This is a genomic window from Prevotella sp. lc2012, assembly GCF_900107065.1.
GTDB lineage: Bacteria > Bacteroidota > Bacteroidia > Bacteroidales > Bacteroidaceae > Prevotella.
In genome coordinates this window covers 352,870-375,879 of sequence record NZ_FNUF01000003.1, presented here as the reverse complement: position 1 = coordinate 375,879, position 23,010 = coordinate 352,870, and the positions used below count along the sequence as shown (strand labels likewise).

Sequence of the window (23,010 nt, the reverse complement as noted above, 5' to 3'; positions counted from 1 at the left end):
GTCGGTTGTGATGGCCGGCATGTTCTTCGTACCCCAGACCATGAGGGCCGCCGACTTCACCGTGGGCCACAAGACCTTCCTCCTTGACGGCAAGCCTTTCGTTATCAAGGCAGCGGAGGTGCATTACCCACGTATCCCGCGTGCCTACTGGGAGCATCGTATCCAACTGTGTAAGTCGCTGGGCATGAACACGCTCTGCATCTATGTGTTCTGGAATATCCATGAACAGCGCGAGGGACAGTTCGACTTCTCCGAGAATAATGATGTGGCAGCGTTCTGTCGATTGGCCCAGCAGAACGGGATGTATGTCATCGTGCGTCCCGGACCGTATGTCTGTGCGGAGTGGGAGATGGGCGGTCTGCCCTGGTGGCTGCTGAAGAAGAAGGATATCCGACTGAGGGAGCAGGATCCTTACTTCATGGAGCGTGTCAGGCTCTTCGAGCAGCAGGTGGCACGCCAGTTGGCACCGCTGAGCATCCGTAACGGGGGACCTATCATCATGGTACAGGTGGAGAACGAATATGGCTCTTATGGTGAGGACAAGCCTTATATCTCTGCGATACGTGACATGGTGCGCGATGCCTGGGGCTCTGGCGCGCCTGTGATGTTCCAGTGCGATTGGAGCAGTAACTTCGAGAAGAACGGGCTCGACGATCTGGTGTGGACAATGAATTTCGGCACGGGCGCGAACATCGACGAGCAGTTCCGTCGTCTGGGTGAACTCCGTCCTGATGCACCGAAGATGTGCTCGGAGTTCTGGAGCGGCTGGTTCGATAAGTGGGGAGCACGGCATGAGACGCGTCCTGCCAAGGATATGGTCGACGGTATCGACGAGATGTTGTCGAAGGGCATCAGCTTCTCTCTTTATATGACTCATGGGGGTACCTCGTTCGGACACTGGGCGGGGGCCAACAGTCCGGGTTTCGCACCGGATGTCACCTCTTACGACTATGATGCGCCCATCAACGAGCATGGTGCTCAGACGGAGAAGTTCGTCAAGTTGCGTGAGGTGCTGCAGAAATACAGTGACGTGCCACTGCCCAAGCGACCGCCGTTCCCTAACGGTCTTATCAGTATCCCGCCGTTTGAGTTGACGGAACGGGCTGACATCCTGTTGGGTGTCGACTCGCTGGTGATGGACAGTGAGCTGCGTACCATGGAGGAGATGGATCAGGGCTGGGGCTCGATGATCTACCAGACGGTGCTGCCTGAGATTCCGCAGGAGAGTATGCTCACGCTGAACGATTGTCATGACTATGCTCAGGTGTTCATCGATACGACTTATATCGGCAAGATCGATCGTGTGCGTAATGAGAAGAGTCTCCGTCTGCCGGCTGTCAGGAAAGGTCAGGAGCTGAAGATCCTCCTGGAGGCGATGGGGCGTATCAACTTTGGACGGGCTATCAAGGACTATAAAGGTATCACTAAGAGTGTGACCATCACTGCCGAGGTTGACGGCCATGAGCTGACATGGGACCTGCGCCGTTGGACCATCATGACGATACCTGATGACTATCAGACGGCTGTCAAGGCGCTGGCCACCGCCAAGGCCATGAGAAATGAGATGGCAGGGAACGGTCAGGTGACCGAGCTGCCTGCTCCTTACAAAGGCTCTGGCTACTATCGGGGTTATTTCCAGTTGAACAGGGTGGGTGATACGTATCTGAATATGGAGGCTTTCGGAAAAGGACAGGTCTATGTCAACGGACATCCCATCGGACGGTTCTGGTCTATCGGCCCGCAGCAGACGCTCTATGTGCCTGGCTGCTGGCTTAAGAAGGGAAAGAATGAGGTGATCGTCCTCGACGTGGTGGGGCCATCGCTGCGGGCTTACTATCCGTCGGCTCTGAAGGCTCTGGATAAGGCGAACAAGAAAAAGCGCGCAGGACGTTTTCTCCGGAGGCCGAAGGAGGCCAAGGCGGAACAGATGTCTGTCTATCCGACGTTGTTCGGACAGAACCGTCCGGAACTGGATAAGTTGAATATAGAGAAGACACGCACGCATAATAACCCTGGCGACAAGCCAGACCTGAACTCTGCCACGCCTGTGGCCGAGGGTCAGTTCGTGGCTGGCAACGGTTGGCAGACCGTACGTTTCGACCAGCCAGTACGGGGACGTTATATCGCTCTTCAGGCGCTCTCCACCCAGACGGGTGGTGACGAGGTGGCCGTGGCAGAGGTCTATGCCCTCAATGCCCAGGGGGCTCGAATCAGTCGTGAGGCGTGGACGGTGAAGTATGCCGACAGCGAGGATATCCTTCGTGGGAACAACACGGCCGACAAGGTGTTCGACCTGCAGGAGTCTACGTATTGGCGCACAGAAAAAGGATCTGCTCTTCCGCACTTGATGGTCATCGACCTTGGCAGTGAACAGATCCTGACGGGTTTTGATTATCTCCCTCGTGCCGAACAGTCGGCACCTGGTTCTATCCGTTCCTATCGTCTGTTCGTGTATTAACGCGACAGACGATAGGAACAGATGCTTATTGCTTCAACAGATTGAGTGACTGTTGAGGAGCAAGAGCATTCGTTGTCTTCTCTGTGTATTCCGAGAGCTTCAGTGTCGCTGTGGCAGTAATGTCACGGCTGCTATTGCCGATACGGAACGTATAGGTGCCAGCTTCTGTGAGCCACTGCGAACCTGCCTCGTCGAAACTGGCTAGGTCGCGCACAGGAATCACCATGGTGAGAACCTGGCTCTCGCCAGGCTTCAACTCACGTGTCTTGGCAAAGGCTTTCAGTTCTTGAGTAGGTTTCGCAAGCTTTCCTTTGGGAGCCTGAACATAGACCTGAGCCACCTCTTTACCCGTTACACTTCCTGTATTCTTAACGGTGACACACACTTCGACGGCATCTTTTCCTTTGGCCTTCACCACAGGTTTAGCAAAACTGAACGTTGTGTAGCTCAGTCCGAAACCGAAGGGATAGGCTACATTCTTCTGGAAAGTGTCGAAATAGCGGTAGCCCACATAGATGTCTTCCTCATGGTTTGTGTAGGCATGTCCTGGGATAGGACGCTTGTTGGCGGCCATATCCTTGAAAGTATAAAAGTCAATATTGCCAGGGAAATCCTTCGTAGAGGCATGATCAGTGGCAGAGATGGGCCATGTCATGGTAAGCTTTCCAGAGGGGTTCACCTTACCTGTGAGCAGATCGGCAATCGAGTTGCCACCTTCCATGCCAGGTTGCCATGCACAGAGAATAGCATCAGGATAGGCGCTCCAAGAGGCTGTCTCGATGACACTTCCTGAGTTGATGATTACGATGACAGGCTTGCCAGCAGCATGGAAAGCGTTGCAGACATCCGTGATCAGGGCACGCTCCTCAGGGATGAGGTTGAACTCCGTGTCGATGTCGCGGTCGACACCTTCACCAGCCTGGCGTCCGATGGTGATGATGGCAGCGTCGGCATGCTTCACTTCATTGTTGACGGCGATGGGTGAGATACCGATCTCAGGATATTTCTGCTGACCGAAATACTCACTCTGGTACCATTTGGCGGGGTGGCGCTCGGCTTGGAACTTCACCTTGGCATATTCGATGTATTTGCGATAGATATCAGTGAGTGTGGGCGAAGAGCTGATGCCTACATTCTGCAGTCCTTCCAGCATGTCAACCACATAAGGGGGGTGGACACAGCCAGAACCTGTTCCGCCAGAGAGGAAATCGTAGGAGTTCTCGCCAAACAGGGCAACCGTTTTGATTACATCTTTCTTCCAAGGCAGTGTGCCGTTATTCTTCAGAAGAACGATACCTTCGGCGGCTGTCTGTCGGGTGATGGCAGCATGAGCCTTGAAGTCGGGGGCATTGCTGGCGGGATACTGGTGGAAACTCGGGGTTTTGACAATGTACTCAAGCATGCGGCGCACGTTACGATCGACATCGGCGATGTCGAGACTACCGTTTTTTACACCGTCGATGATCTCCTGTACCTGAGCCGGCTGACCAGGTTCCATGAGATCATTGCCTGCATGTACCTCACGGGTGGTGGGCAGTCCCTCGCGGATACCGATCCAGTCAGTCATCACGATACCCTTGAAGCCCCAGTCCTCACGGAGGATCTTGGTGAGCAGATCGTGATTGCCCATAGAGAACTCACCGTTGATCTTGTTGTATGAGGCCATAATGGTCCAAGGATTACTCTCGCGGACGGCAATCTCGAAGCCGCGGAGGTAGAGCTCACGGGCTGCACGTTGACTGACGCGCTCGTCGACGCTCGTACGGTCTGTCTCCTGGGAGTTTACGGCGAAATGCTTGGCAGAGACACCTGCGCCCTGACTCTGCACGCCGTTGATATAGGCGGCGGCGATCTTACCTGTCAGAAGAGGGTCCTCGGAGTAATACTCGAAGTTACGACCGCAGAGGGGGTTGCGGTGTAGGTTCATGCCAGGGCCGAGGATGACGTCGCAACGGTACTCCTTGGTCTCGTTGCCGATGGCTTCGCCCACCTTGCCCACAAGCTCGGTGTTCCAGGTGGAAGCAAGACAACTACCGATAGGGAAGGCCGTGGCATAATAAGTCTTGTCTGTGCCCTTACGGGTGGGGTCGATACGTACGCCAGCAGGACCGTCTGTCAATACCGTGGCAGGGATGCCAAGACGGGGAATGGCTGGCGAGGTACCTGCGGCACCTGCCACGAGGTCGGCCTCACCGCCTACGACGGCTCCTGCACCAAAGAAATTGTTGGCTCCTCCGACGAGCAGTTTGGCTTTCTCTTCAAGGGTCATAGCCTGAAGCACCTCGTCGATGTTGTTGGCACTTAGCTTGGGCTGGGCATTCATTGTCATAGCGAATGATACTAATAAGGAAATGGTAAGTAGTTTTTTCATTTTTATAATAGTGTTTAGAAGTTTAGCTTGGGTTGGGGTCGACTAAGGGAAGACCTTGAAGATGTAGCCCTCTTCCTTCAGCCACTGAAGACTCTCTGGTAGGGCCGTACGAAGCTTATCTATCGATTTCAGGGAGTCGTGGAAGGTGATGATAGAGCCATTGCGGGCGTAGTGCTTCACGTTGTTCACCACATCCTCGGCAGTCATCCACTTAGAATAGTCGCGTGTCACAAGATCCCACATGACCACCTTGAACTTCCTGCTGACCCATGCGTACTGACCAGTGCGCATCCAACCATGAGGCGGACGGAAATAGCGGCTCTTGATATAGGCGTTGGCCTTCTCGATATTGTAGTTGTACTCTTTGATGGTATGACGGAACCCACTGATATGGTTATGGGTGTGGTTGCCTACCTGATGACCTTCTGCAACGATCCGCTCATACAGGTCGGGATATTTCCGTACGTTGTCGCCCACCATAAAGAAGGTGGCCTTGATATCAAACTGCTTGAGCGTATCAAGGATGAAGGGGGTGGCCTCTGGGATAGGACCGTCGTCAAAGGTCAGATAGACTGCCCTTTCACGACGGTTCATCCTCCAGAAGGCTTTGGGATATAGCCAGCGGAGATAGATGGCTGGTTGTTCTATGAACATGCTGGTTTCCTCTTAATATTCGAATCTGCCACCCTTGGCATGGAACTGCTTGGTGAGCTGCTGGATACGCAGATCCATCTTCTTAGCCTTCTCGCTGTCGATGGTCTCCTGCACTTGCAGCAGCTGTTCTGCGATATAGAGCTGTATCAGACAGTCGTGCTGTGAGCTCTCGAAGCGCATGCCGTCGAGCGAGTAGTACCATGTCAGATACTGCGACGCTTTCTTCCACAGGATGTCGATCAGCTGCTGGGCTTTCTTTTCCTGACCTGTCAGCGCATAGCCGCGTGCCAGATCGAGCGAGCCGCTCTGGAAATCGTGTGGCACATTATAGTCGGGGATCGCCTTCTCGCTCTTGGCGAGCACCTCTTTGGCCTTCTCGTCCTGTCCCTCCTGAATTAGGTTCAAGGCCAGGGAGGCCATCAGGCGGCGGTGGGTGTAGCACATACGCATGACGGTCTCGTCGAGGTAGATACCTGGCTGCTCGATGCCGCCGAACTTGAACTTCTTCATCACGTTGTTATAGGTCTTCTCTGTGTCGAAGTTCTTCGCTCCTGGCGCGTTCGTGGTGAAAGGCGTGATGCGGTTGGCAAGACCCTCCTGTACGAAGTTGTCGCCCAGGTTCATATAGTTCTCAGAACCTACGGTGGTGGCTACGTAGATGGGACGAGTCCAGTTGGCATTGGCGATGATCTCGAGCATCATCAGGTCGCCTTTGTAGAGCGCGCCCTTTCCTTTCAACGAGATCACCATGCGGTCGGGGATAGAGTCGCTGGCCATCATCATCTTACTCTTACGCACAGCCTCCTTGTCGATGGTCACATAGACGGTATCGGTGGGGATGACGTGGAACTCTTTCTCCTTGGCGCGCACCCAGTTCTTCAGGATGTTCTTCAGCTCGAAGGGCTCGTCGCCAAACTGCTTGCGGGCTGCCTCAGGCTGCTCACGATAGAGCTGGAGCACCTGTTCCTTGAGCGACGGGTCTACCTGTACATATTCGTTGGTGCCTGCACAGTATTCGAGACGGTTCCATGTGATAGGCAGCGATGGCGAGTTGTATGCAGGACGGACCATCTGGTCGATGTACCAATCTGTCTGCAGATAGGAGAGGTTGCAGACACGGGCATCCGTGCGTACACCCTCCGTATCCTGGTTATACCACAGGGGGAAGGTGTCGTTGTCGCCATTGGTGAAAATGACGGGGTTACCTTCTTCCTGGAGCGTCATCAGGTAGTTCTGTCCGAAGTCACGGCAGCAGTAGCGACCAGAGCGGTCGTGGTCATCCCATGTCTGGGAGGCCATCTGGATGGGGACGATGAGGCAGACGATACCTACAATAGCGGCGATGATGGTCTCTCCCTGTTTACCTGTCAGCTGGAGCTTTCTCGTGAGCCAGTTGATGATGGCGGCCACACCCATACCGCACCAGATCGCGAAGGCATAGAACGAGCCTGCATAGGCGTAGTCGCGCTCACGTGGCTGCATCGGTGTCTGGTTCAGGTAGATGACGATGGCGAGTCCTGTCATGAAGAAGAGGAAGAACACCACCCAGAACTGGCGGATGCCGATGGGGTCGTCCACCGTCTTCTCCGTGCCGTTGACCATCTCCTTGCGCCTGCGGGTGTACCATGCCTGCCAGAAGAGGCCGAGGAGACCCAGGATGAGCGGCAAGCAGTAGAACACGTTATGACCCTTGTTCTCCTTCAGGTCGTCAGGTAGCAATGACTGGTCGCCCAGACGTGCGTTGTCGATGAAGGGGATACCAGTGATCCAGTTGCCGTGCTCCAGTTCTCCGTTGCCCTGGATATCGTTCTGTCGACCAGCGAAGTTCCACATGAAGTAACGCCAGTACATGAAGTTACACTGGTAGCTCAGGAAGAATCGGATGTTCTCCAGTTGTGTGGGCATCTTCACGGTCATGGGTTCGCCGCAGCGGTCGTAAGGCACTTCCGTACCGTCGACACCGCCCATCCATGACTCGTATGCTGAGGCATGACCTGCATCATACATACGTGGGAAGAGCATGTTCTGGGCGTATTTGTATTCATCCTTCGTACGTACCACGAAGTATGAGTCCTTCTCATTGGCCGATGCCTTCTCCTTACGTTGGTAGACGGGCTTGCCCTTCGACATGACGGGCCGACAGTACTGACCGTCGGTAGTCAGGGCCACCTGTGAGGTGTAGGCCTGTCCGTAGAGCAGTGGGCGCTGTCCATACTGGTCGCGTCCGAGGTAGTCGCCCAGAGTGAAGATATCCTCTGGCGAGTTCTGGTCCATCGGCGGGTTAGCCGAGGAGCGGATCACAATCAGGGCGTATGTCGAGTAGCCGATCATCAGCATCAGCATACAGAGTAGCGTGGTGTTCTTGATACGTGCGCTGATGAGGGCGACCTTGTCTCTCTTCATCTGCAGGACGAACCACAGGACTGCCAATACGATGACGCCGATGATGAATGCCGACCAGCCCCAGCCGTAGAACGGGATGCCGAGCATACCAACGGCCAGCAGGAAGGCGATGTTCTGTATCTTCAGACTGTGCTTCTGGGTCTGTGTCTCGTAGACGGCCCAGATGACGCAGGCGACGAGCAGGATAATATAGATGATCTCACCAGTATTGAACGGTAGGCCGAGGGTGTTGACGAAGAACAGCTCGAACCAGCCGCCTACGGTGATAATACCAGGTACGACACCATACAGCACGGCTGCCAGGATGACGAGCGAGATGGCCAGTGCAATCAGCGAGCCCTTGAGGTTGGCATTCGGGAATCGGCGATAGTACCATACGAGGCCGATGGCAGGCACACACAGTAGGTTCAGCAGGTGTACACCGATAGAGAGTCCTGTCATGTACATGATGAGAATCAGCCAACGGTCTGAGTGAGGCTCGTCGGCATGGTCGTCCCATTTGAGGATCAGCCAGAATACAACGGCCGTGAAAGCGGAGGAGTAAGCATAAACCTCGCCTTCGACAGCAGAGAACCAGAACGTGTCACTGAAGGTGTAGATCAATGCTCCCACAAGACCAGAGGCCTCGATGGCTATCATCTTGGGCAATGTCAGCTCATTCCAGTTGCTGATGAGCAGACGACGTGTCAGATGGGTGATACTCCAGAACAGGAACAGGATACAGGTGGCCGAGAGCAGGGCGCTCATCGTGTTCACCATGCGTGCCACTTGAGTGGCGTCACTGGCAAACTGCGAGAAGAGGTTGGCCGTCAGCATGAAGAAAGGAGCCCCAGGGGGATGGCCGATCTCCAGTTTATAACCTGTTGTGATAAACTCCGGACAGTCCCAGAAGCTGGCTGTCGGTTCGATCGTAGAGCAATAGACGACGGCTGCTATCAGAAATGTGAGCCATCCAAGCACATTGTCCACCAGTCTATAGCTGGCACGACTGTTTTGCTCTGCAAAGAATTGTCTCATATGATTGATTTCTTGTTTTATCGTTTATTCATAAAATTACGGGCAAAGGTACGAATTATTATCGAAAATATAGAACGGATACTGATAATTAACTTACATAAACAAACCAGCGCCCTCGATCAGGAGGATATAGCGGAATATCTTACCCAATGTGATGGCTATGAACGTGATGACGATGTTCGAGCGCATCAGTCCCAATGCGATGGTGATGGCACTGCCCAGCACAGGCAGGAATGCGAAGAAGCCCATCCAGGCACCGCGGCCTGCCAGCATGCGATGCGCCTTCTCCAGACTTTCCTTCTTCACGTGCAGGTATCTCTCTATCCATTCCATCCTTCCCATCCTTCCCACGCTGTAGTTGAGGATGCTGCCCAGCACGTTGCCGATAGTGCCATAGACCATCAGTCCCCAGGGGTCGAGTCCTGTGGCCATCAAGCCTATCATGACGGCCTCACTGGAGAACGGAAAGAAACTGCCAGCCAGGAAGGCCGCCAGTAGCATGCCCCAGTAGCCGTACTGGCTCAGGAAGGTGATGATTACATCCATAGACAGTAGACGGTGAGTGCCAGTACCACAGCGACGATAGTGAGGAACGCGATGTTGGTCACCTTAGTGGAGGTCAGTGCCACGAAGTGTCCTATCAGCGGACTGGTCGTGATCAGCAGGACGCGTATCATGAGATCGTAGAGTTGAGGCTGTAGCGCCAACAGGAGGATGGCCACCGTTCCCAACAGGATAAAGCTATAGTACAACTGACGGGTTCTGATCTTATCACGTGAACTGGTGCGTACGAAGTGCACTGTCCCCGTGATGCCCAGTCCCACCATCAGGACGAAGAACAAGATTCTCGGCAGCGACAGCACTGTGTAGTCGATGGGGAACATCACATCGCCGAGAGCAGCGAAGTGTGCCCCTGCTAACAGCCACCCTTCCTCGCCCAGGAAGAACAGCCATGCCAGCATGAACCAGTAGGGCGCGATCAGTCCGAGGATAGATGCCAGAAACGTGCGCCAGCTCATGGAATAGAGATGCCATGCCATGATGATCCAGTAGGCAGGCAGCAGATAGACGACGTGGATGTCGATGACGCTAGCCAGTCCGAGACAAAGGAACGCGTAAAACGTCCAGCCCGTCGACACCTTGTCCTGATAGCATCTGAACAAGGTAATCAGCGACGCGATGAGGATAAGTTGTATGGCGGCTCCTGCCGTTGAGGGAAACAGGAAGACAGCCGCGCACGACAGCATGACGAATGCCGAGGATACCGAACGACTGTAGATACGAATCAGCACGTTGATGTTGGTAAACTCCAACATGAGCAGTGCCGCCACGTTGAAGAGGGCGAACTGTAACCACCACTGATGCTGTATGAGTCCTGCCAACAACCATACCAACGCCCCGTAGATCATGGTGACGGGAAGGGTATAGCGGCTTCCTGCTATCTGGTTCTGTAACCGTTTCATGGTCTACAGGTCGGCTCCGATGTCACGACGGAAATACTTGTCTGTAAATTGTATCTTCTGTGCTTCCTCGAAGGATTTCTGCAATGCCTCGGCCTTGTCCTTGCCGTATGAAGATACCGCGATGACGCGCCCACCGGCAGTCACCACCTGTCCGTCCTTCATGGCCGTGCCGCTGTGGAAGACGATAGAGCCTTTCACCTGGTCGATGCCCGTGATGGGATAGCCCTTTTGGTATGCCTGCGGATAACCGCCGCTCACCATCATAACACATACGGCCGAGCGCGGATCAAACTCGATGGTGCGCTGGTCGAGGTTCCCTTCGGCCACACCCTCGAACAGGTCGACGATGTCGCTCTTCAGACGGAGCATCACACTCTCCGTCTCAGGGTCGCCCATACGACAGTTGTATTCGATGACCATCGGCTCGCCCTTCACGTTGATCAGTCCGAAGAAGATGAAGCCCTTATAGTCGATATGCTCAGCGGCCAGACCCTCGACGGTAGGACGGATGATACGGTCCTCCACCTTCTGCATCCACTCCTTCGTGGCGAAAGGTACGGGGGTGACGCTGCCCATGCCGCCAGTGTTCAGACCTGTGTCGTGCTCACCGATACGCTTATAGTCCTTAGCTTCGGGTAGTATCTTATAGTGCTGTCCGTCAGTCAGTACGAACACTGAGCATTCGATACCGCTGAGGAACTCCTCGATGACCACCTGTGCCGAGGCTGTGCCGAACATACCGCCCAGCATCTCCTTCAGCTCTTTCCTGGCCTCCTCGAGGGTGGGGAGGATGAGAACACCCTTACCAGCGCAGAGACCGTCGGCCTTCAGCACGTAAGGTGCCTCGAGCGTCTCCAGGAACCGCAGTCCCTCCTCCAGATGCTCACCGTCGAAAGTCTGATAGCGGGCTGTAGGGATGTTGTGACGCTGCATGAAACCCTTAGCGAAATCCTTCGAGCCCTCGAGCACGGCACCAGCCTTCGAAGGACCTATCACAGGCACGTCTTTGGTGCGCGGGTCGTTCTTCAGGTCGTCGTAGATACCCTTTACCAATGGATCTTCAGGACCTACCACCACCATGTCGACGCGCTTCTCTGCCACGAACTGCTTGATGGCCTCGAAATCATCGGCCTTCATGGCGATGTTCTCGCCGCAGTCAGAGGTGCCCGCGTTGCCTGGGGCGATATACAGTTTCTCACACTTGTTGCTCTGAGCGATTTTCCATGCTAAGGCGTGCTCACGTCCGCCACTTCCTAACAATAATATCTTCATTTTACTATAAACTATCAACTACAAACAGGCAGACTACTTCAGGTAGTCCTCGAAATACTGGGTGATGCGCTCATGTAGATGCACACTGGCGTGGCCGCGCATATTATGCTCCTCACCAGGGTAGGCGAAGAAATCGGGCTGGGTGCCGGCCTTCACGCAAGCGTCGAGGAACGACAGGGCATGCTGAGGCACCACCGTGGGGTCGTTGTAACCCACAATGATCTGCAGTTTCCCTTTCAGGTTCTTCGCCTGTGGGATGAGGCTGCAGGTCGCATAGCCCTCAGGGTTGCTCTCAGGCGTACCCATATAGCGCTCGCCGTACATCACTTCGTACCATTTCCAATCGATAACAGGTCCGCCTGCCACACCCACCTTGAACACATCCGGGTAGTGGGTCATCAGTGAGATGGTCATAAAACCGCCGTACGACCAACCATGTACGCCCAGACGGTCGGCATCGACATAGGGCAGGCTCTTCAGGAACTCCACACCCTTCATCTGGTCTTGCATCTCCACCTGTCCTAAGCGGTGGAAGGTCGCCTGCTCGAAGTCACGTCCGCGATCCTCCGATCCTCTGTTGTCGAGGATGAAGAGCACATAACCCTTCTGTGCCATGTACGTCTCCCACGAGCGACTGTACCAGTGCCATGAGGCCTCGACGTTATGGGCGTGCGGTCCGCCGTATACGTAGACCACCGTCGGATATTTCTTCGCAGGGTCGAAGTCGGCTGGCTTCACCATGCGGTAGTAAAGGTCCGTTACCCCATCGGCCGCCTTGATGCTTCCGCATTCGAAGAGCGGCTGCTGGTAACCTTTCCATGGATCCTCGGCAGCGAGCAGTTGGTAGCCCTTTCCTTTAGCTGTGGCTATCACCTCGATGTTCCGCGGGATGTCGGGAGCCGAGTATTTGTCGACCACCTGTTCACCTGCGGCAGAGAGCTGGGCCGACTGCACGGCGCCGATGCCTTTGTCGAGTAGGGTGCGCTTACCGTTGGCTACGTTCACGCTGTAGATGTTTCTCTGTAGCGGGTCTTTCTCGTTGGATATATAGATAATGCTTTTGCCTTTCTGGTTGAATCCCAGTACGTCAGTGACCACCCAAGGACCAGCGGTGAGCTGTCTCAGCTCCCGTCCTTTGGTGTCGAACAGATAGAGATGGTTGTAGCCGTCTTTCTGACTCTGCATAACAAACTTCGTGTTATCCCATGGCAGGAAACTGATGGGATGCAGCGGCTCTACGTATCTGTCGGATACTTCGCGATACAGTTCACCGAGACGCTCACCTGTCACAGCGTTGTAGGCTACCAGACGACAATCGTTCTGTGCTCTGTTCAATTCGAACATATAGATGGTCTTGGCATCGGGGCTCCACGCGATGTTCGTGAAGTAGCATGCCTCTCCAGTTTCCTCCGAAGAAGGCGTCTTAAGGTAGATGGTCTTGTGGGTAGCTGTATCATAGACGCCGACGGTCACCTCGTGACTGGTCATACCAGCCATCGGATATTTGTCGGGCTCATAGGTCGCCGTCCTTGGGAAGATATTCACCTGTGGATAGTCCGTCACCATCGACTGGTCCATACGGTAAAAAGCCAGCCGTTGTCCGTCAGGACTCCAGAACGTGCCCTTCTCGATACCGAACTCATTACGGTGTACGGACTGTCCATATACAATCTCCCTGCTGCCGTCATCGCTGATATGACAGGTCTGTCCCTGTCCGTCAGTGACATAAAGTTGGTCGTCGCTTACATAGGCCACCGCTCTGGACACCTTGTTCCAGTCGGCATACAACTGTCCCTTGCTGTCCTGTCGCCATGCCACGCTCTTCTTCTTGAAGTCGTAGAGCACACGCTCCGTACCGTTGTCCAGAAGTACAAGCGACTGGTCCGGATAAGGATAGCTGGCATTCATCGCGCTGTGGAACGTGATGCCGTTGTCGGCTGTGATCTTGTTGATCTCCTCAAGCGTGAAGAGCACCTTCCTGTTGCCCTTGGCATCGATGGAGCCGCCCTCCTCAGCATCCTGATACATCAGCTGCTCGCCCCACCATGTCAGCCACATGTTCTTGGGTAGCATGCGACGGTAGTTCGTACCTCCGAAGTTCAGGTCCTCAAGGGTGAATAGTTTGTCTTGTGCACTCATTGTTGTTGCGACTGCCAGGAGCAGGGCCATGGTCAGCAGTTGCTTAATCCTCGTCATCGTTGAATCTCCTTTTCTTTCCGAAATCTTTGCCCTTGCCGAACGAACGGCTCTTGCCGCTGCGGTCGAAACGCTCATGACCGCCTCTGTTCGGACTGCTCTTATAGCCGCCCTTGCGGTCTCTGCGCTCTTCGCGGTCCTCACGGCCACCCTCCCTGCGACTTCTGCGCTCATTACGCTTGTCGTTTTCCAGGTCGTGACGGTGGAAGGTGAACGAGCGGATATCGCTCTCCTCGTTCTGCTCAGTCTCCTCCAGACGCTGCTTGAACTCACGGTTCTTCTTGAAGCGGTGCTTCTCGGCCATCTGCCGTTTCTCGTCCTCCGTCTTCACGACACCGCCCTCCTGACGGAAGTTCTTCAGCTTACCGTCGAAGATCTGGTATTTGCGGAACTCGCACTCCAGCGATCCGTTGTAGAGTGGAATCTTGATGCTGGGTTTCAGGCCTATCTGGTCGAAGCACTCCTCACGATAGGAGAGCACCCAGGCGTCATTATTCAGGAACTGGTGCTTCAGTCGTTCGCCGATCATCTTATAGGTGCCCAGCAGATCGGGCGTTGAGATACGCTCGCCGTAGGGTGGGTTGGTGATGATGATGCTTTTGTTGGCAGGCTGTGTGAATGCCTTGAAGTCCTGCTGCTTCACGGTGATGACGCTGGTCAGTCCCGCCGCTTTCACGTTGAGCAGGGCCGTGTTCACGGCCTTCATGTCGATATCGTAGCCGTAGATATGGTGGTTGAACTCACGCTCCTGACTCTCGTCGTTGTAGATGCGGTCGAAGAGCTCAGAGTCGAAGTCGGGCCATTTCTCGAAAGCGTATTCTTTCCTGAACAGACCAGGAGCCATGTTCTTGGCGATGAGGGCTGCCTCGATGAGCAGTGTGCCCGATCCGCACATTGGGTCGATGAAGTCGGTGTCGCCCTGCCATCCCGACATGAGGATCATGCCGGCGGCCAGCACCTCGTTGAGTGGTGCCTCCACGCTCTCCTGACGGTAGCCTCTGCGATGCAGCGACTCACCGCTGGAGTCGAGACTCAGCGTACACTTGTCCTCGGCCACGTGTATGTTCAGGCGAATGTCGGGGTTTGCCACCGAGATGTTAGGCCGCTTGCCCGTAGCCTCGCGGAACTGGTCCACGATGGCATCCTTCACCTTGTATGACACGAACTTCGAGTGGCGGAACTCCTCGGAGAACACCACAGCATCGACGGCGAAGGTCTTCTCCGTCGTCAGGAATTCTGTCCAGTCTATTTTCTTGATTTCCTCATACACATCATCAGCGCTTCTTGCCTTGAAGTGGCGGATGGGTTTGAGAATTCTGATTGCGGTGTGCAACTGAAAGTTGGCACGATACATCATTTCCTTGTCACCAGTAAACGAGACCATTCGTCTACCAATCTTCACATTGTTAGCCCCCAGTTGGGTCAGCTCCTTCGCCAGTACAGGTTCCAGTCCCATAAACGTCTTGGCGATCAGTTCCTGCTCATCTGTGTGAGCAGGGTTTGCTTCATAATTCTGTTTCATGATTTCTTAGTACCTTGTCGCGGTCCGGCATCACTTCCGTGACCGTTTTGGGAATTCCGACTGCAAAGTTAATACAAGTTAATGGAAAACAGCGCATTTTGTTTGTTAATTATTAAAAATAGGAGGAAAATAGTAAAAATCGTCGTCGAAAAGTGATATTATTCGAAATTAAGTTGTATTTTTGCGAAGAATAACTTAAAACTATGCTTAGAATGCTGCTGATGGTCTCCTGGGAAGACATGTACCTGTACCCCCTGGTGTGGGTGGTAGGAATCCTATTGTTTATCGCTTTGGTCATTGCCGTGTTCGTTCAGCTGCGTACGGGCAAGAAGATCCGTAGTGAGCTGGCTGAGCTGGAGAAGGTGCGTCAGGGCAATATCGAGTACGAGTTCATCTTGCGCGCCATGAAGCTCTGCACATGGCATATCGATGCTGCCAGTCGTACGCTCACCATTGAGAGCGATTTCCGCGAGGGGCAGGACAATTACGTGCCGGCTCCCGACACCCCTGTCGAGATCATCATGGCCATGGTGGGCAGAGCCGACCGCCAGCGTGTGCGAGTGGCCCTCGACGACCTCTGCACGGGTCGCAGCACCTCCTATCATGAGCAATATCAGGTGAAGACCAGTATCGCAGGACTTACCTATTGGGAAGAGAGCTACGGCACCGTCGTCGAGCGCGACGAGGAAGGCAACCCCTCACGAATCCTGGGCGCCACGATGCGCATCGACCGCAGGAAACAGTTGGAAGAGGCTCTTATTAGTGCCCGTAACAAAGCCGAGGAGAGCGACCGCTTGAAGACGGCCTTCCTGGCCAATATGGGTCATGAGATCCGTACGCCGCTGAATGCCATCGTAGGCTTTGCCGATGTATTACCGATGGTCGATAATGCCGAGGACCGTAACCATCTCATCCGCGAGATACAGAACAACAACCAGAAACTGCTGCGCGTCATCGACGGACTGGTCAGTATGTCGAAGGTCGAAGCCGAGGGACAGAGTCTGGTGCGTTCGCAGACGGAGCTGAACGCCCTTCTGCGCCGTATCGCCGACCATACGGCTCCCATCGTCGACCGTACGGCCGTGGTCGTGGCCACCGAGTTCCCCTATGCCGAGCTGATGCTCACCACCGATGTCTCCAAGCTCACCGAGATCATCAACCACTTCATGCAGAATGCCGTGAAGTTCACCGAGAGCGGTAGTATCACCCTGGGCTACGAACTCCAGGACGGCGAGCATGTACGTATCTGGGTGCGTGACACAGGTAAGGGCATCCCCGAAGAGGACAAAGATCGTATCTTCGAGCGTTTCGTCAAGCTCGACGAGTACGTGCCAGGTACGGGCCTCGGTCTGGCCATGGCCAGGACCTATGCCAAGAGTCTGGGCGGCACCATCGGTGTGGAGACGCGTCTGGGACATGGTTCCACGTTCTGGGTACGTCTGCCTCTGATGTGATGAAAATAAACGATGTGTCTTGCAACTTTTCCGACGCCGCCTGCGTCAAACATACAAAGTAACCCCTAAAAGAGAAAGAAATGAAACAAGTAAGAATACTACAGGTCAGTGCATTGCTGCTGATGGCCATGAGTTTGAGCTCATGCGTAGAGGTAACGAGGACACTGGCGTTCGATGGCAAGAAAGTCGTGGAGACCAGAAACCTGAAGGGCTTCGAGGAGATAGAGATCAGTGGCTCGCCCACCGTATATTACACCCAGGCCGACACCTTCTCCGTGCGGGTCGAGGGTAAGGCAGATGCCGTGGAGCGTATCATCACCGAGGTCGAATACGGTACCCTCCGCATCCGTAACCGCAGTAAGGTGGGCCCCGTCAATGTCGTCATCACCACAGGCTCGCAGCCCGTTGTCCACGTCACCTCGCCCGACCTCGTGGGCATCCACTTGAAAGGCTCTGGCGACTTCATCAGCGAGCACCGCATCGATACCGACATCATCAATGTCGACCTGCGCGGTTCTGGCGACATCGATATCGATGAACTGCTCTGCGACCGTTGCCGTGTCGAGCTTGTCGGTTCAGGCGACATCGACATCAAACGTCTTGAGGCACAGGCTACGACGGCCGAGCTCGTCGGCTCTGGCGACATCGACATCAGACAGCATAAGGTGGACACCACGTCGCTCTTGCTGAAGGGCTCTGGCGACATCAAGGTCGACTTTGCTGACGGCTGCAACAGTGCCAACTGCGAACTGTATGGTTCTGGCGATATCGATCTCAAGGGAAGCCTGCGGCATCTCTCCAGTCAGAAGCGTGGTTCAGGCGACATCGACATCGATAAATTGTATGTTGGAAAATAAATTTCCCGAAAAAGTTTTGGTTTCTCATAATTATTGCCTATCTTTGCCGTGTCAAAGGTGGGCAATAACCTTTTAAGGTCCTTGTTATGCTGAATTAACCAAACGTAAAACTAAGATATTATAAAATGGTAAAGACAAATGTGAAGCCAGCAGAAGGAAAGCTGGGAATCATGGTGGTCGGTAACGGTGCTGTTGCCACTACGTTTATGACAGGAGTCCTGATGACCCGTAAGGGGTTGGCAAAGCCCGTGGGGTCGATGACCCAGTACGATAAGATCCGCATCGGTCGTGGTGCCGACAAGCAGTATCTGCCCTACAAGGATATCGTTCCCCTCGCCAAGCTGAGCGACATCGTCTTCGGATGCTGGGATGTCTATCCCCAGAATGCCTACCAGGCTGCCATGTATGCCGAGGTGCTCAAGGAGAAGGACATCGAGCCTGTGCGCGACGAACTGGAGAAGATCGTGCCGATGAAGGCCGCTTTCGATAAGAACTACGCCAAGCGTCTTGACGGCGACAACGTGAAAGACTGCAAGACCCGTTGGGAGATGGTCGAGGCGCTGCGCGAGGATATCCGTAGCTTCAAGCAGCAGAACGGCTGTGCGCGCATCGTCGTGCTCTGGGCCGCTTCCACCGAGATATACGTGCCCGTCGACGAGCAGGTGCACTACCGCCTGAGCGACCTCGAGGCCGCCATGAAGGCCGACGACCGTGCCCATATCGCTCCGTCGATGTGCTACGCCTACGCCGCCCTGAGTGAGGGTGCCCCCTTCATCATGGGTGCTCCTAACACCACCGTCGACATCCCCGCCATGTGGGAGTTGGCCGAGAAGACCCGTATGCCGATTGCCGGCAAGGACTTCAAGACCGGACAGACCCTCGTGAAGTCGGGCTTCGCCCCGATCATCGGCACCCGTTGCCTGGGACTCAGCGGCTGGTTCTCTACCAATATCCTCGGTAACCGCGACGGACTGGTACTCGACGAGCCCGCTAACTTCCGCACCAAGGAAGTGTCGAAGCTCTCCACTCTCGAGACTATCCTTAAGCCCGACGTACAGCCCGACCTCTACGGTCATGGCAATGACGAGGATACTCAGTACTATCATAAGGTACGAATCAACTACTATCCCCCGCGCAACGACAACAAGGAGGGATGGGACAATATCGATATCTTCGGATGGATGGGCTATCCCATGCAGATCAAGATCAACTTCCTCTGCCGCGATTCCATCCTCGCTGCGCCGCTCTGCCTCGATCTCTGTCTGCTGAGCGACCTGGCCGCCCGTGCCGGCCGTTACGGCACGCAACGCTTCCTGTCGTTCTTCCTCAAATCGCCCATGCACGACTACACGCAGGGCGAGGAGGCCGTGAACCATCTCTACCAGCAGTACACAATGCTGAAGAATGCCATCCGTGAGATGGGCGGCTACGAGGCCGACGAGGAGATTGACTAAGAATAATAAAAAAAATAAACAGGAGTAAATAGTAAACAATACAATTTTGTTGGAGAGGGGTGGACTCGTGAGAGCCTGCCCCTTTTTCTTTTTCTGTCGCTGAGCCAGTTGTGTTATTGGTGTCTGCTTTCGCGTTTCTCCGTTTGCAGCTGTTGTTTTTCCTGTATATTCTTGCGGGTCTCAGATAAAAAATGATGTTGATAAGAAAAAAAACGGCTCAAAACTTGTGTACTTCAATTGTTTTGAGTATATTTGCAAACGAGAAGAGAGATATTTGGAGTTTAGAAAATACTGTTAATAATACTTATTGTAAGATTAATGTTTACATTTCATGATTGATGAAAGGGCTGACTCGTGAGAGCCGGCCCCTTTTATTTATGCCCCTTGATCCCGTCGACGGCGGTCCCTGAGCCTGTCGAAGTGCGCCCCAAAGCCTGTCGAAGGGCGCCTCCAATCCCGTCAAAGGCGGTCCCTGAGCTTGTCGAAGGGCAGCTCCCAAGCGGCCTCTATGATAATCCCTTCCTCCATGATCCTTGAGTGCCTCCTGCGCTTGTCGAAGGACAAGCCGAAGAGCGTGTACCCAACTCCTTCTCTCCGTTTTGTCCTAAAAAAGTGCCTAAAAAAGTGTTCGCCTAAAGTTGCAAACTAGAAAAACGAGGGGGTCTCTTTTGTTCCTTTTAGTCCCATTACAATGAACTTTTGGTCCACTCGGAATAGAGAAAGGCCCTACTCCGGGTACCCCCGCCTCTTTACAGTCAAAGAGATGATCTCCACAACCGTAAGGAATGGCACTTACGAGAGAAGGAGATAATCTCTTATAGGGTATAGGGATTATCTCTTTCACTCGTAAACCCTATCTCCACGACTCATAGACCCTATCTCTTTGGGTGTAAAATCCTACCCTCTATGCTGAAACAGTATAACGTGCTTGCTATCAGTTATATACGAAAAACCGTCCATAACTCGTGTGTACGGTGCTCATTATCATGTTCCTGATCACCACGCGAGTTATGAGCGGTCGTTTGTAAAGATATATCGAAGGGTGTCTCTAATGACTTCTGTTACAGATGAGGCTTCCTAATCTATAAGTCCCCATTCGCCGCTGATGCAGAGAAAACCTGTTGGGCTCGTGTTGACGGTTTGCATCGATGGCTTAGCGTACTGTTGCTTCTTCTTTGAATCGTTAAAGTTAATGTTCTGATTCTTTTTCATTGTGTGAATCTGTTTGTTAATGGTTAGTAAATCTAATTATTGTGTGGTGTCCCTTTGACAGGCTCAGGGACAGCGATGTAGCGGACATAGCGGTGGAAGAAACGGGTGATGGGGGGGATGCGCAAAAGCACCCATTCGAAGAGGGCGATGCCAATCAGGGCACAGGCGATGCCTAACAGCACGTCGATGATGTAGTGGTGGCAGGTGTAGACGGCCGTGGCCCAGATGCCCACCGTGATGATGGCGAAGACCACCAGGAGGGTCTTGCGCTGGCGACTGATGACGGCATAGACGAACGCGATGAGCATATAGGCGGCGTGCAGTGAGGGCACGGCGGCGAAGATGTTGGCATTCTTACTATACAGACCGTCGAAGACGTAGAGGCCGGTGAGGTCCTGGAAGCGCGACAGACCGGCGACGTTGCCGGGGGTGCTGAGGATGGGCTCGAAGCCGTAGTTGAGCACATACCAGGGTGGTGCCGCAGGGTGCACGTAGTAGAAGAGGAATCCCAGTAGGTTGACGAACAGGAAGGCGACGGCGAAGCGCAGGTAGTGACGGCGCTGGCCACTGAAATAAAGCCACAGGCCGAAGGCGATGGGCACGGGCACCCAACAGAGGTAGAAGAGACCGGCCAGCAGATCGGCCACGGACCAGTGGTGGGCGTTGAAGTACTCGCCTGGGATGAGGCACTGACCGTCAGCGGTGATCCCGAAGAGAGCACGCTCGGCCTCGTAGAGAGGACGGGTGTCGATGGGGTTCACCTCGTAGTTGGGTACGAGTCGCATCCAGTCGTAGGAGATGCCGAAGAGCACGAAGGGCAACAGGGCCACGGCCAGGCGGCGCGTGGCGGGGGCGGCGAAGAACAGGACGACGAACAGACCCGTGATGAGCAGGTGCTCGGGGCGCAGGCCGATGAACAGGCCAGTGGCTGTCAGGAACAGCAGGGCGAGCACCACACAGGTGAGCGCCTCACCACGGGAGAGACTATGTAGGTCGAACCACTTCATGCCTTCTGATGGTCGCGCTCGTTCAACACTCGGTAGCAGTGGGCGATGCGCCAGAAAGCCGTGATATTGGCCAGGATGGCGATGAGGTACATGGGTACGATGAGCAGCCACAGTGGATCGAACGACACACCGTCAGCGCAGCAGCCGCAGAGCAGGGCACCGACACTGGTGACGACCACGCGCTCGGGACGCTGCATGAACCCTACCTTACACTCGATGGCGAGTCCCTCGGCACGGGCACGCACATAGCTCACCATGACGGAGCCTACCATGGCCGCGAAGGTGACGACACCGCTCCATACATAGCCGTTGAGCAGCAGGTAGATAGCGATGCCGAACAGGGTGAACAACTCGCTGTAGCGGTCGAGGGTGGAGTCCCACAGGGCACCGAAGGTGCTCTGCATGCCTCCCACGCGGGCCAGACGGCCGTCGATCATGTCGAACAGGCCGGCGAAGAGGATGACGGCTCCGCCCCAGCCTATTAGATTGAGCTGCTGCGGTGCATAGACGGCGGCATAGATGAACAGGGCCGTAGCCAGCAGGTTGAGCAGCAGACCGACGAAGGTGATGATGTTAGGGGTGATGTGCAACTTGATCAGGGCGCTGATGAGCGGGTTGATCACATGGTAGATCACTTTCTGAAGGAAGTCTCTGTAGTTCATGCTTGTATGTCTTGTTTGTTATATGGTCTTCTCTTGATACGGTCGATGAGGTGGGTGTCGCGGTAGACGAAGAGCCGCTGCAACTGGTAGTTCCACAGGAACCCCACGGCCACGGCCACCACCAGTTTGGCATAGACGAAGTGCTGACCTGACAGTTCGGTAAGCAGATAGGTGCCAGCGGTGTTGAGCAGGATGCTGCCCGTCCACACCAGGAAGTACTTACCGGCCACGTTGCGTTTCTTCAGGCCCTCGGCATGGAACACCCAACGGTAGTTGGTGATGCAGTTGACCACACCGCCGCTCAGTGCGCCGAGAAAGGTGGAGTAGAGATACCACACCCCGCATACCTCGGCCAGGAACAGCGACACGCAGAAGTCGACTGCCGAGGCCAATTGGGCCGTCAGTTGCGCTTTACAGAAGGTCCAGAGCTCACGACGTATAGGCATAGGTGATCAGGATGATGAGGCCCAGCACAAGGGCGGAACAGAGGCCTGCCGCCACATCGTCGAGCATCACCCAAAGCGCACCGCGACGACGGTCGAGGCGGCGGATGCCGAAGGGCTTGACGATGTCGAAGACACGGAACAGCAGTAGTGCTGCCAGCGCCCACCACAGGCGGTGTAGAGGATCGGCTGCCAGCAGCAGAGGGATCCATACACCCACCATCTCGTCGACGACCACCCGACTGGGGTCGTCGCCCCAAATGGGCTGCAGACGGGCTGTGGCCCAGGTACCGAGAACGGTGAACAGAATGATGAGCAGGGCCGTGACGACGGTGAGAGCAACGGGACTGAGCACCAAGCCCAGCGCCCACCAGATAACGGTGGCTACCACGGCACCAGCCGTGCCAGGTCCCCACGGCCAGAAGCCGGCTCCGAAGCCTGTTGCGATGATGACGGGTAGTAATGGCGGTTGCTTCATATAGTTTGCAAAATTACGATATTAATTTGAATAAAGCTCTTTTTAGACATAAAAAAATATAAAAATGGCAAAACTATTTTGAGTATC

At 54.6% G+C, this 23,010-nt stretch carries 17 protein-coding genes; 4 read left to right on the top strand and 13 right to left on the bottom strand.

The genetic code is table 11. From position 1 onward, the window contains the following. The first annotated feature begins 10 nt into the window (after positions 1-10). Positions 11-2,458, top strand: coding sequence for a beta-galactosidase (locus BLU99_RS08175; protein WP_369807715.1), 2,448 nt, complete (start codon positions 11-13; stop codon positions 2,456-2,458). 25 nt (positions 2,459-2,483) lie between these two features. Here BLU99_RS08175 and BLU99_RS08170 read toward each other — a convergent pair whose 3' ends face one another. From BLU99_RS08170 to BLU99_RS08135, 8 genes are all read right to left on the bottom strand, one after another. Then, positions 2,484-4,829, bottom strand: coding sequence for a glycoside hydrolase family 3 C-terminal domain-containing protein (locus BLU99_RS08170; protein WP_255397506.1), 2,346 nt, complete (start codon positions 4,827-4,829; stop codon positions 2,484-2,486). A gap of 42 nt (positions 4,830-4,871) precedes the next feature. Further along, complete coding sequence (locus BLU99_RS08165) at positions 4,872-5,483, bottom strand: polysaccharide deacetylase family protein (RefSeq protein WP_091900934.1); 612 nt, start codon at positions 5,481-5,483, stop codon at positions 4,872-4,874. Positions 5,484-5,495: 12 nt separating this feature from the next. Next, the gene (locus tag BLU99_RS08160; RefSeq protein WP_091900933.1) at positions 5,496-8,903 is read right to left on the bottom strand and encodes a glycosyltransferase family 117 protein; all 3,408 of its coding nucleotides are present in this window, start codon (positions 8,901-8,903) and stop codon (positions 5,496-5,498) included. 93 nt (positions 8,904-8,996) lie between these two features. Next, positions 8,997-9,449: a YqaA family protein gene (locus BLU99_RS08155; protein WP_091900932.1), complete on the bottom strand. Its 453-nt coding sequence runs from the start codon at positions 9,447-9,449 to the stop codon at positions 8,997-8,999. Continuing rightward, on the bottom strand, positions 9,440-10,366 hold the full coding sequence (locus BLU99_RS08150; RefSeq protein WP_091900931.1) for a hypothetical protein: 927 nt from the start codon (positions 10,364-10,366) through the stop codon (positions 9,440-9,442). Before BLU99_RS08150 ends, BLU99_RS08155 begins: the two co-directional genes overlap by 10 nt. 3 nt (positions 10,367-10,369) lie before the next feature. Further along, the gene (gene purD, locus BLU99_RS08145; RefSeq protein WP_091900930.1) at positions 10,370-11,638 is read right to left on the bottom strand and encodes a phosphoribosylamine--glycine ligase; all 1,269 of its coding nucleotides are present in this window, start codon (positions 11,636-11,638) and stop codon (positions 10,370-10,372) included. 33 nt (positions 11,639-11,671) lie between these two features. After that, complete coding sequence (locus BLU99_RS08140; RefSeq protein ID WP_091900929.1) at positions 11,672-13,834, bottom strand: S9 family peptidase; 2,163 nt, start codon at positions 13,832-13,834, stop codon at positions 11,672-11,674. Next, positions 13,821-15,356, bottom strand: a complete 1,536-nt coding sequence (locus tag BLU99_RS08135; RefSeq protein WP_091900928.1) for a THUMP domain-containing class I SAM-dependent RNA methyltransferase — start codon at positions 15,354-15,356, stop codon at positions 13,821-13,823. Before BLU99_RS08135 ends, BLU99_RS08140 begins: the two co-directional genes overlap by 14 nt. A 203-nt stretch (positions 15,357-15,559) precedes the next feature. Here BLU99_RS08135 and BLU99_RS08130 point away from each other — a divergent pair, with 203 nt between their 5' ends. The 3 genes from BLU99_RS08130 (at position 15,560) to BLU99_RS08120 (ending at position 19,121) form a co-directional block, all read left to right on the top strand. Continuing rightward, complete coding sequence (locus BLU99_RS08130; RefSeq protein WP_091900927.1) at positions 15,560-16,810, top strand: sensor histidine kinase; 1,251 nt, start codon at positions 15,560-15,562, stop codon at positions 16,808-16,810. 80 nt (positions 16,811-16,890) lie between these two features. Next, the gene (locus tag BLU99_RS08125; RefSeq protein WP_091900926.1) at positions 16,891-17,667 is read left to right on the top strand and encodes a head GIN domain-containing protein; all 777 of its coding nucleotides are present in this window, start codon (positions 16,891-16,893) and stop codon (positions 17,665-17,667) included. Positions 17,668-17,792: 125 nt separating this feature from the next. Beyond that, positions 17,793-19,121 (top strand): inositol-3-phosphate synthase, encoded by a 1,329-nt coding sequence (locus BLU99_RS08120; protein WP_091900925.1) that lies wholly within the window; start codon positions 17,793-17,795, stop codon positions 19,119-19,121. A gap of 1,077 nt (positions 19,122-20,198) precedes the next feature. On the opposite strand, the gene BLU99_RS12400 is transcribed toward BLU99_RS08120, so the two are convergent. The 5 genes from BLU99_RS12400 to BLU99_RS08100 all read right to left on the bottom strand — a co-directional run bounded on the left by BLU99_RS12400 (position 20,199) and on the right by BLU99_RS08100 (position 22,923). Then, positions 20,199-20,333: a hypothetical protein gene (locus BLU99_RS12400; RefSeq protein WP_255397505.1), complete on the bottom strand. Its 135-nt coding sequence runs from the start codon at positions 20,331-20,333 to the stop codon at positions 20,199-20,201. A 32-nt stretch (positions 20,334-20,365) separates the two neighbouring features. After that, positions 20,366-21,163: a phosphatase PAP2 family protein gene (locus BLU99_RS08115; RefSeq protein ID WP_255397504.1), complete on the bottom strand. Its 798-nt coding sequence runs from the start codon at positions 21,161-21,163 to the stop codon at positions 20,366-20,368. 173 nt (positions 21,164-21,336) lie between these two features. Next, complete coding sequence (locus tag BLU99_RS08110; RefSeq protein WP_091900923.1) at positions 21,337-22,002, bottom strand: CDP-alcohol phosphatidyltransferase family protein; 666 nt, start codon at positions 22,000-22,002, stop codon at positions 21,337-21,339. After that, positions 21,999-22,448, bottom strand: coding sequence for a GtrA family protein (locus BLU99_RS08105; protein WP_091900922.1), 450 nt, complete (start codon positions 22,446-22,448; stop codon positions 21,999-22,001). The genes BLU99_RS08110 and BLU99_RS08105 overlap by 4 nt, the downstream gene beginning before the upstream one ends. After that, positions 22,432-22,923 carry a phosphatidylglycerophosphatase A family protein gene (locus BLU99_RS08100; protein ID WP_091900921.1) on the bottom strand — a complete coding sequence of 164 codons (492 nt, stop codon included), beginning with the start codon at positions 22,921-22,923 and terminating at the stop codon, positions 22,432-22,434. Before BLU99_RS08100 ends, BLU99_RS08105 begins: the two co-directional genes overlap by 17 nt. Between the last annotated feature and the right edge of the window lie 87 nt (positions 22,924-23,010).

What these genes read in the sequence shown, in the direction of transcription:
- BLU99_RS08175 (WP_369807715.1), top strand. Translation starts at nt 11, where the DNA reads ATGGCCGGCATGTTCTTCGTACCCCAGACCATGAGGGCCGCCGACTTC.
- BLU99_RS08170 (WP_255397506.1), bottom strand. Translation starts at nt 4,829, where the DNA reads ATGAAAAAACTACTTACCATTTCCTTATTAGTATCATTCGCTATGACA.
- BLU99_RS08165 (WP_091900934.1), bottom strand. Translation starts at nt 5,483, where the DNA reads ATGTTCATAGAACAACCAGCCATCTATCTCCGCTGGCTATATCCCAAA.
- BLU99_RS08160 (WP_091900933.1), bottom strand. Translation starts at nt 8,903, where the DNA reads ATGAGACAATTCTTTGCAGAGCAAAACAGTCGTGCCAGCTATAGACTG.
- BLU99_RS08155 (WP_091900932.1), bottom strand. Translation starts at nt 9,449, where the DNA reads ATGGATGTAATCATCACCTTCCTGAGCCAGTACGGCTACTGGGGCATG.
- BLU99_RS08150 (WP_091900931.1), bottom strand. Translation starts at nt 10,366, where the DNA reads ATGAAACGGTTACAGAACCAGATAGCAGGAAGCCGCTATACCCTTCCC.
- purD (WP_091900930.1), bottom strand. Translation starts at nt 11,638, where the DNA reads ATGAAGATATTATTGTTAGGAAGTGGCGGACGTGAGCACGCCTTAGCA.
- BLU99_RS08140 (WP_091900929.1), bottom strand. Translation starts at nt 13,834, where the DNA reads ATGACGAGGATTAAGCAACTGCTGACCATGGCCCTGCTCCTGGCAGTC.
- BLU99_RS08135 (WP_091900928.1), bottom strand. Translation starts at nt 15,356, where the DNA reads ATGAAACAGAATTATGAAGCAAACCCTGCTCACACAGATGAGCAGGAA.
- BLU99_RS08130 (WP_091900927.1), top strand. Translation starts at nt 15,560, where the DNA reads ATGCTTAGAATGCTGCTGATGGTCTCCTGGGAAGACATGTACCTGTAC.
- BLU99_RS08125 (WP_091900926.1), top strand. Translation starts at nt 16,891, where the DNA reads ATGAAACAAGTAAGAATACTACAGGTCAGTGCATTGCTGCTGATGGCC.
- BLU99_RS08120 (WP_091900925.1), top strand. Translation starts at nt 17,793, where the DNA reads ATGGTAAAGACAAATGTGAAGCCAGCAGAAGGAAAGCTGGGAATCATG.
- BLU99_RS12400 (WP_255397505.1), bottom strand. Translation starts at nt 20,333, where the DNA reads ATGAAAAAGAATCAGAACATTAACTTTAACGATTCAAAGAAGAAGCAA.
- BLU99_RS08110 (WP_091900923.1), bottom strand. Translation starts at nt 22,002, where the DNA reads ATGAACTACAGAGACTTCCTTCAGAAAGTGATCTACCATGTGATCAAC.
- BLU99_RS08105 (WP_091900922.1), bottom strand. Translation starts at nt 22,448, where the DNA reads ATGCCTATACGTCGTGAGCTCTGGACCTTCTGTAAAGCGCAACTGACG.
- BLU99_RS08100 (WP_091900921.1), bottom strand. Translation starts at nt 22,923, where the DNA reads ATGAAGCAACCGCCATTACTACCCGTCATCATCGCAACAGGCTTCGGA.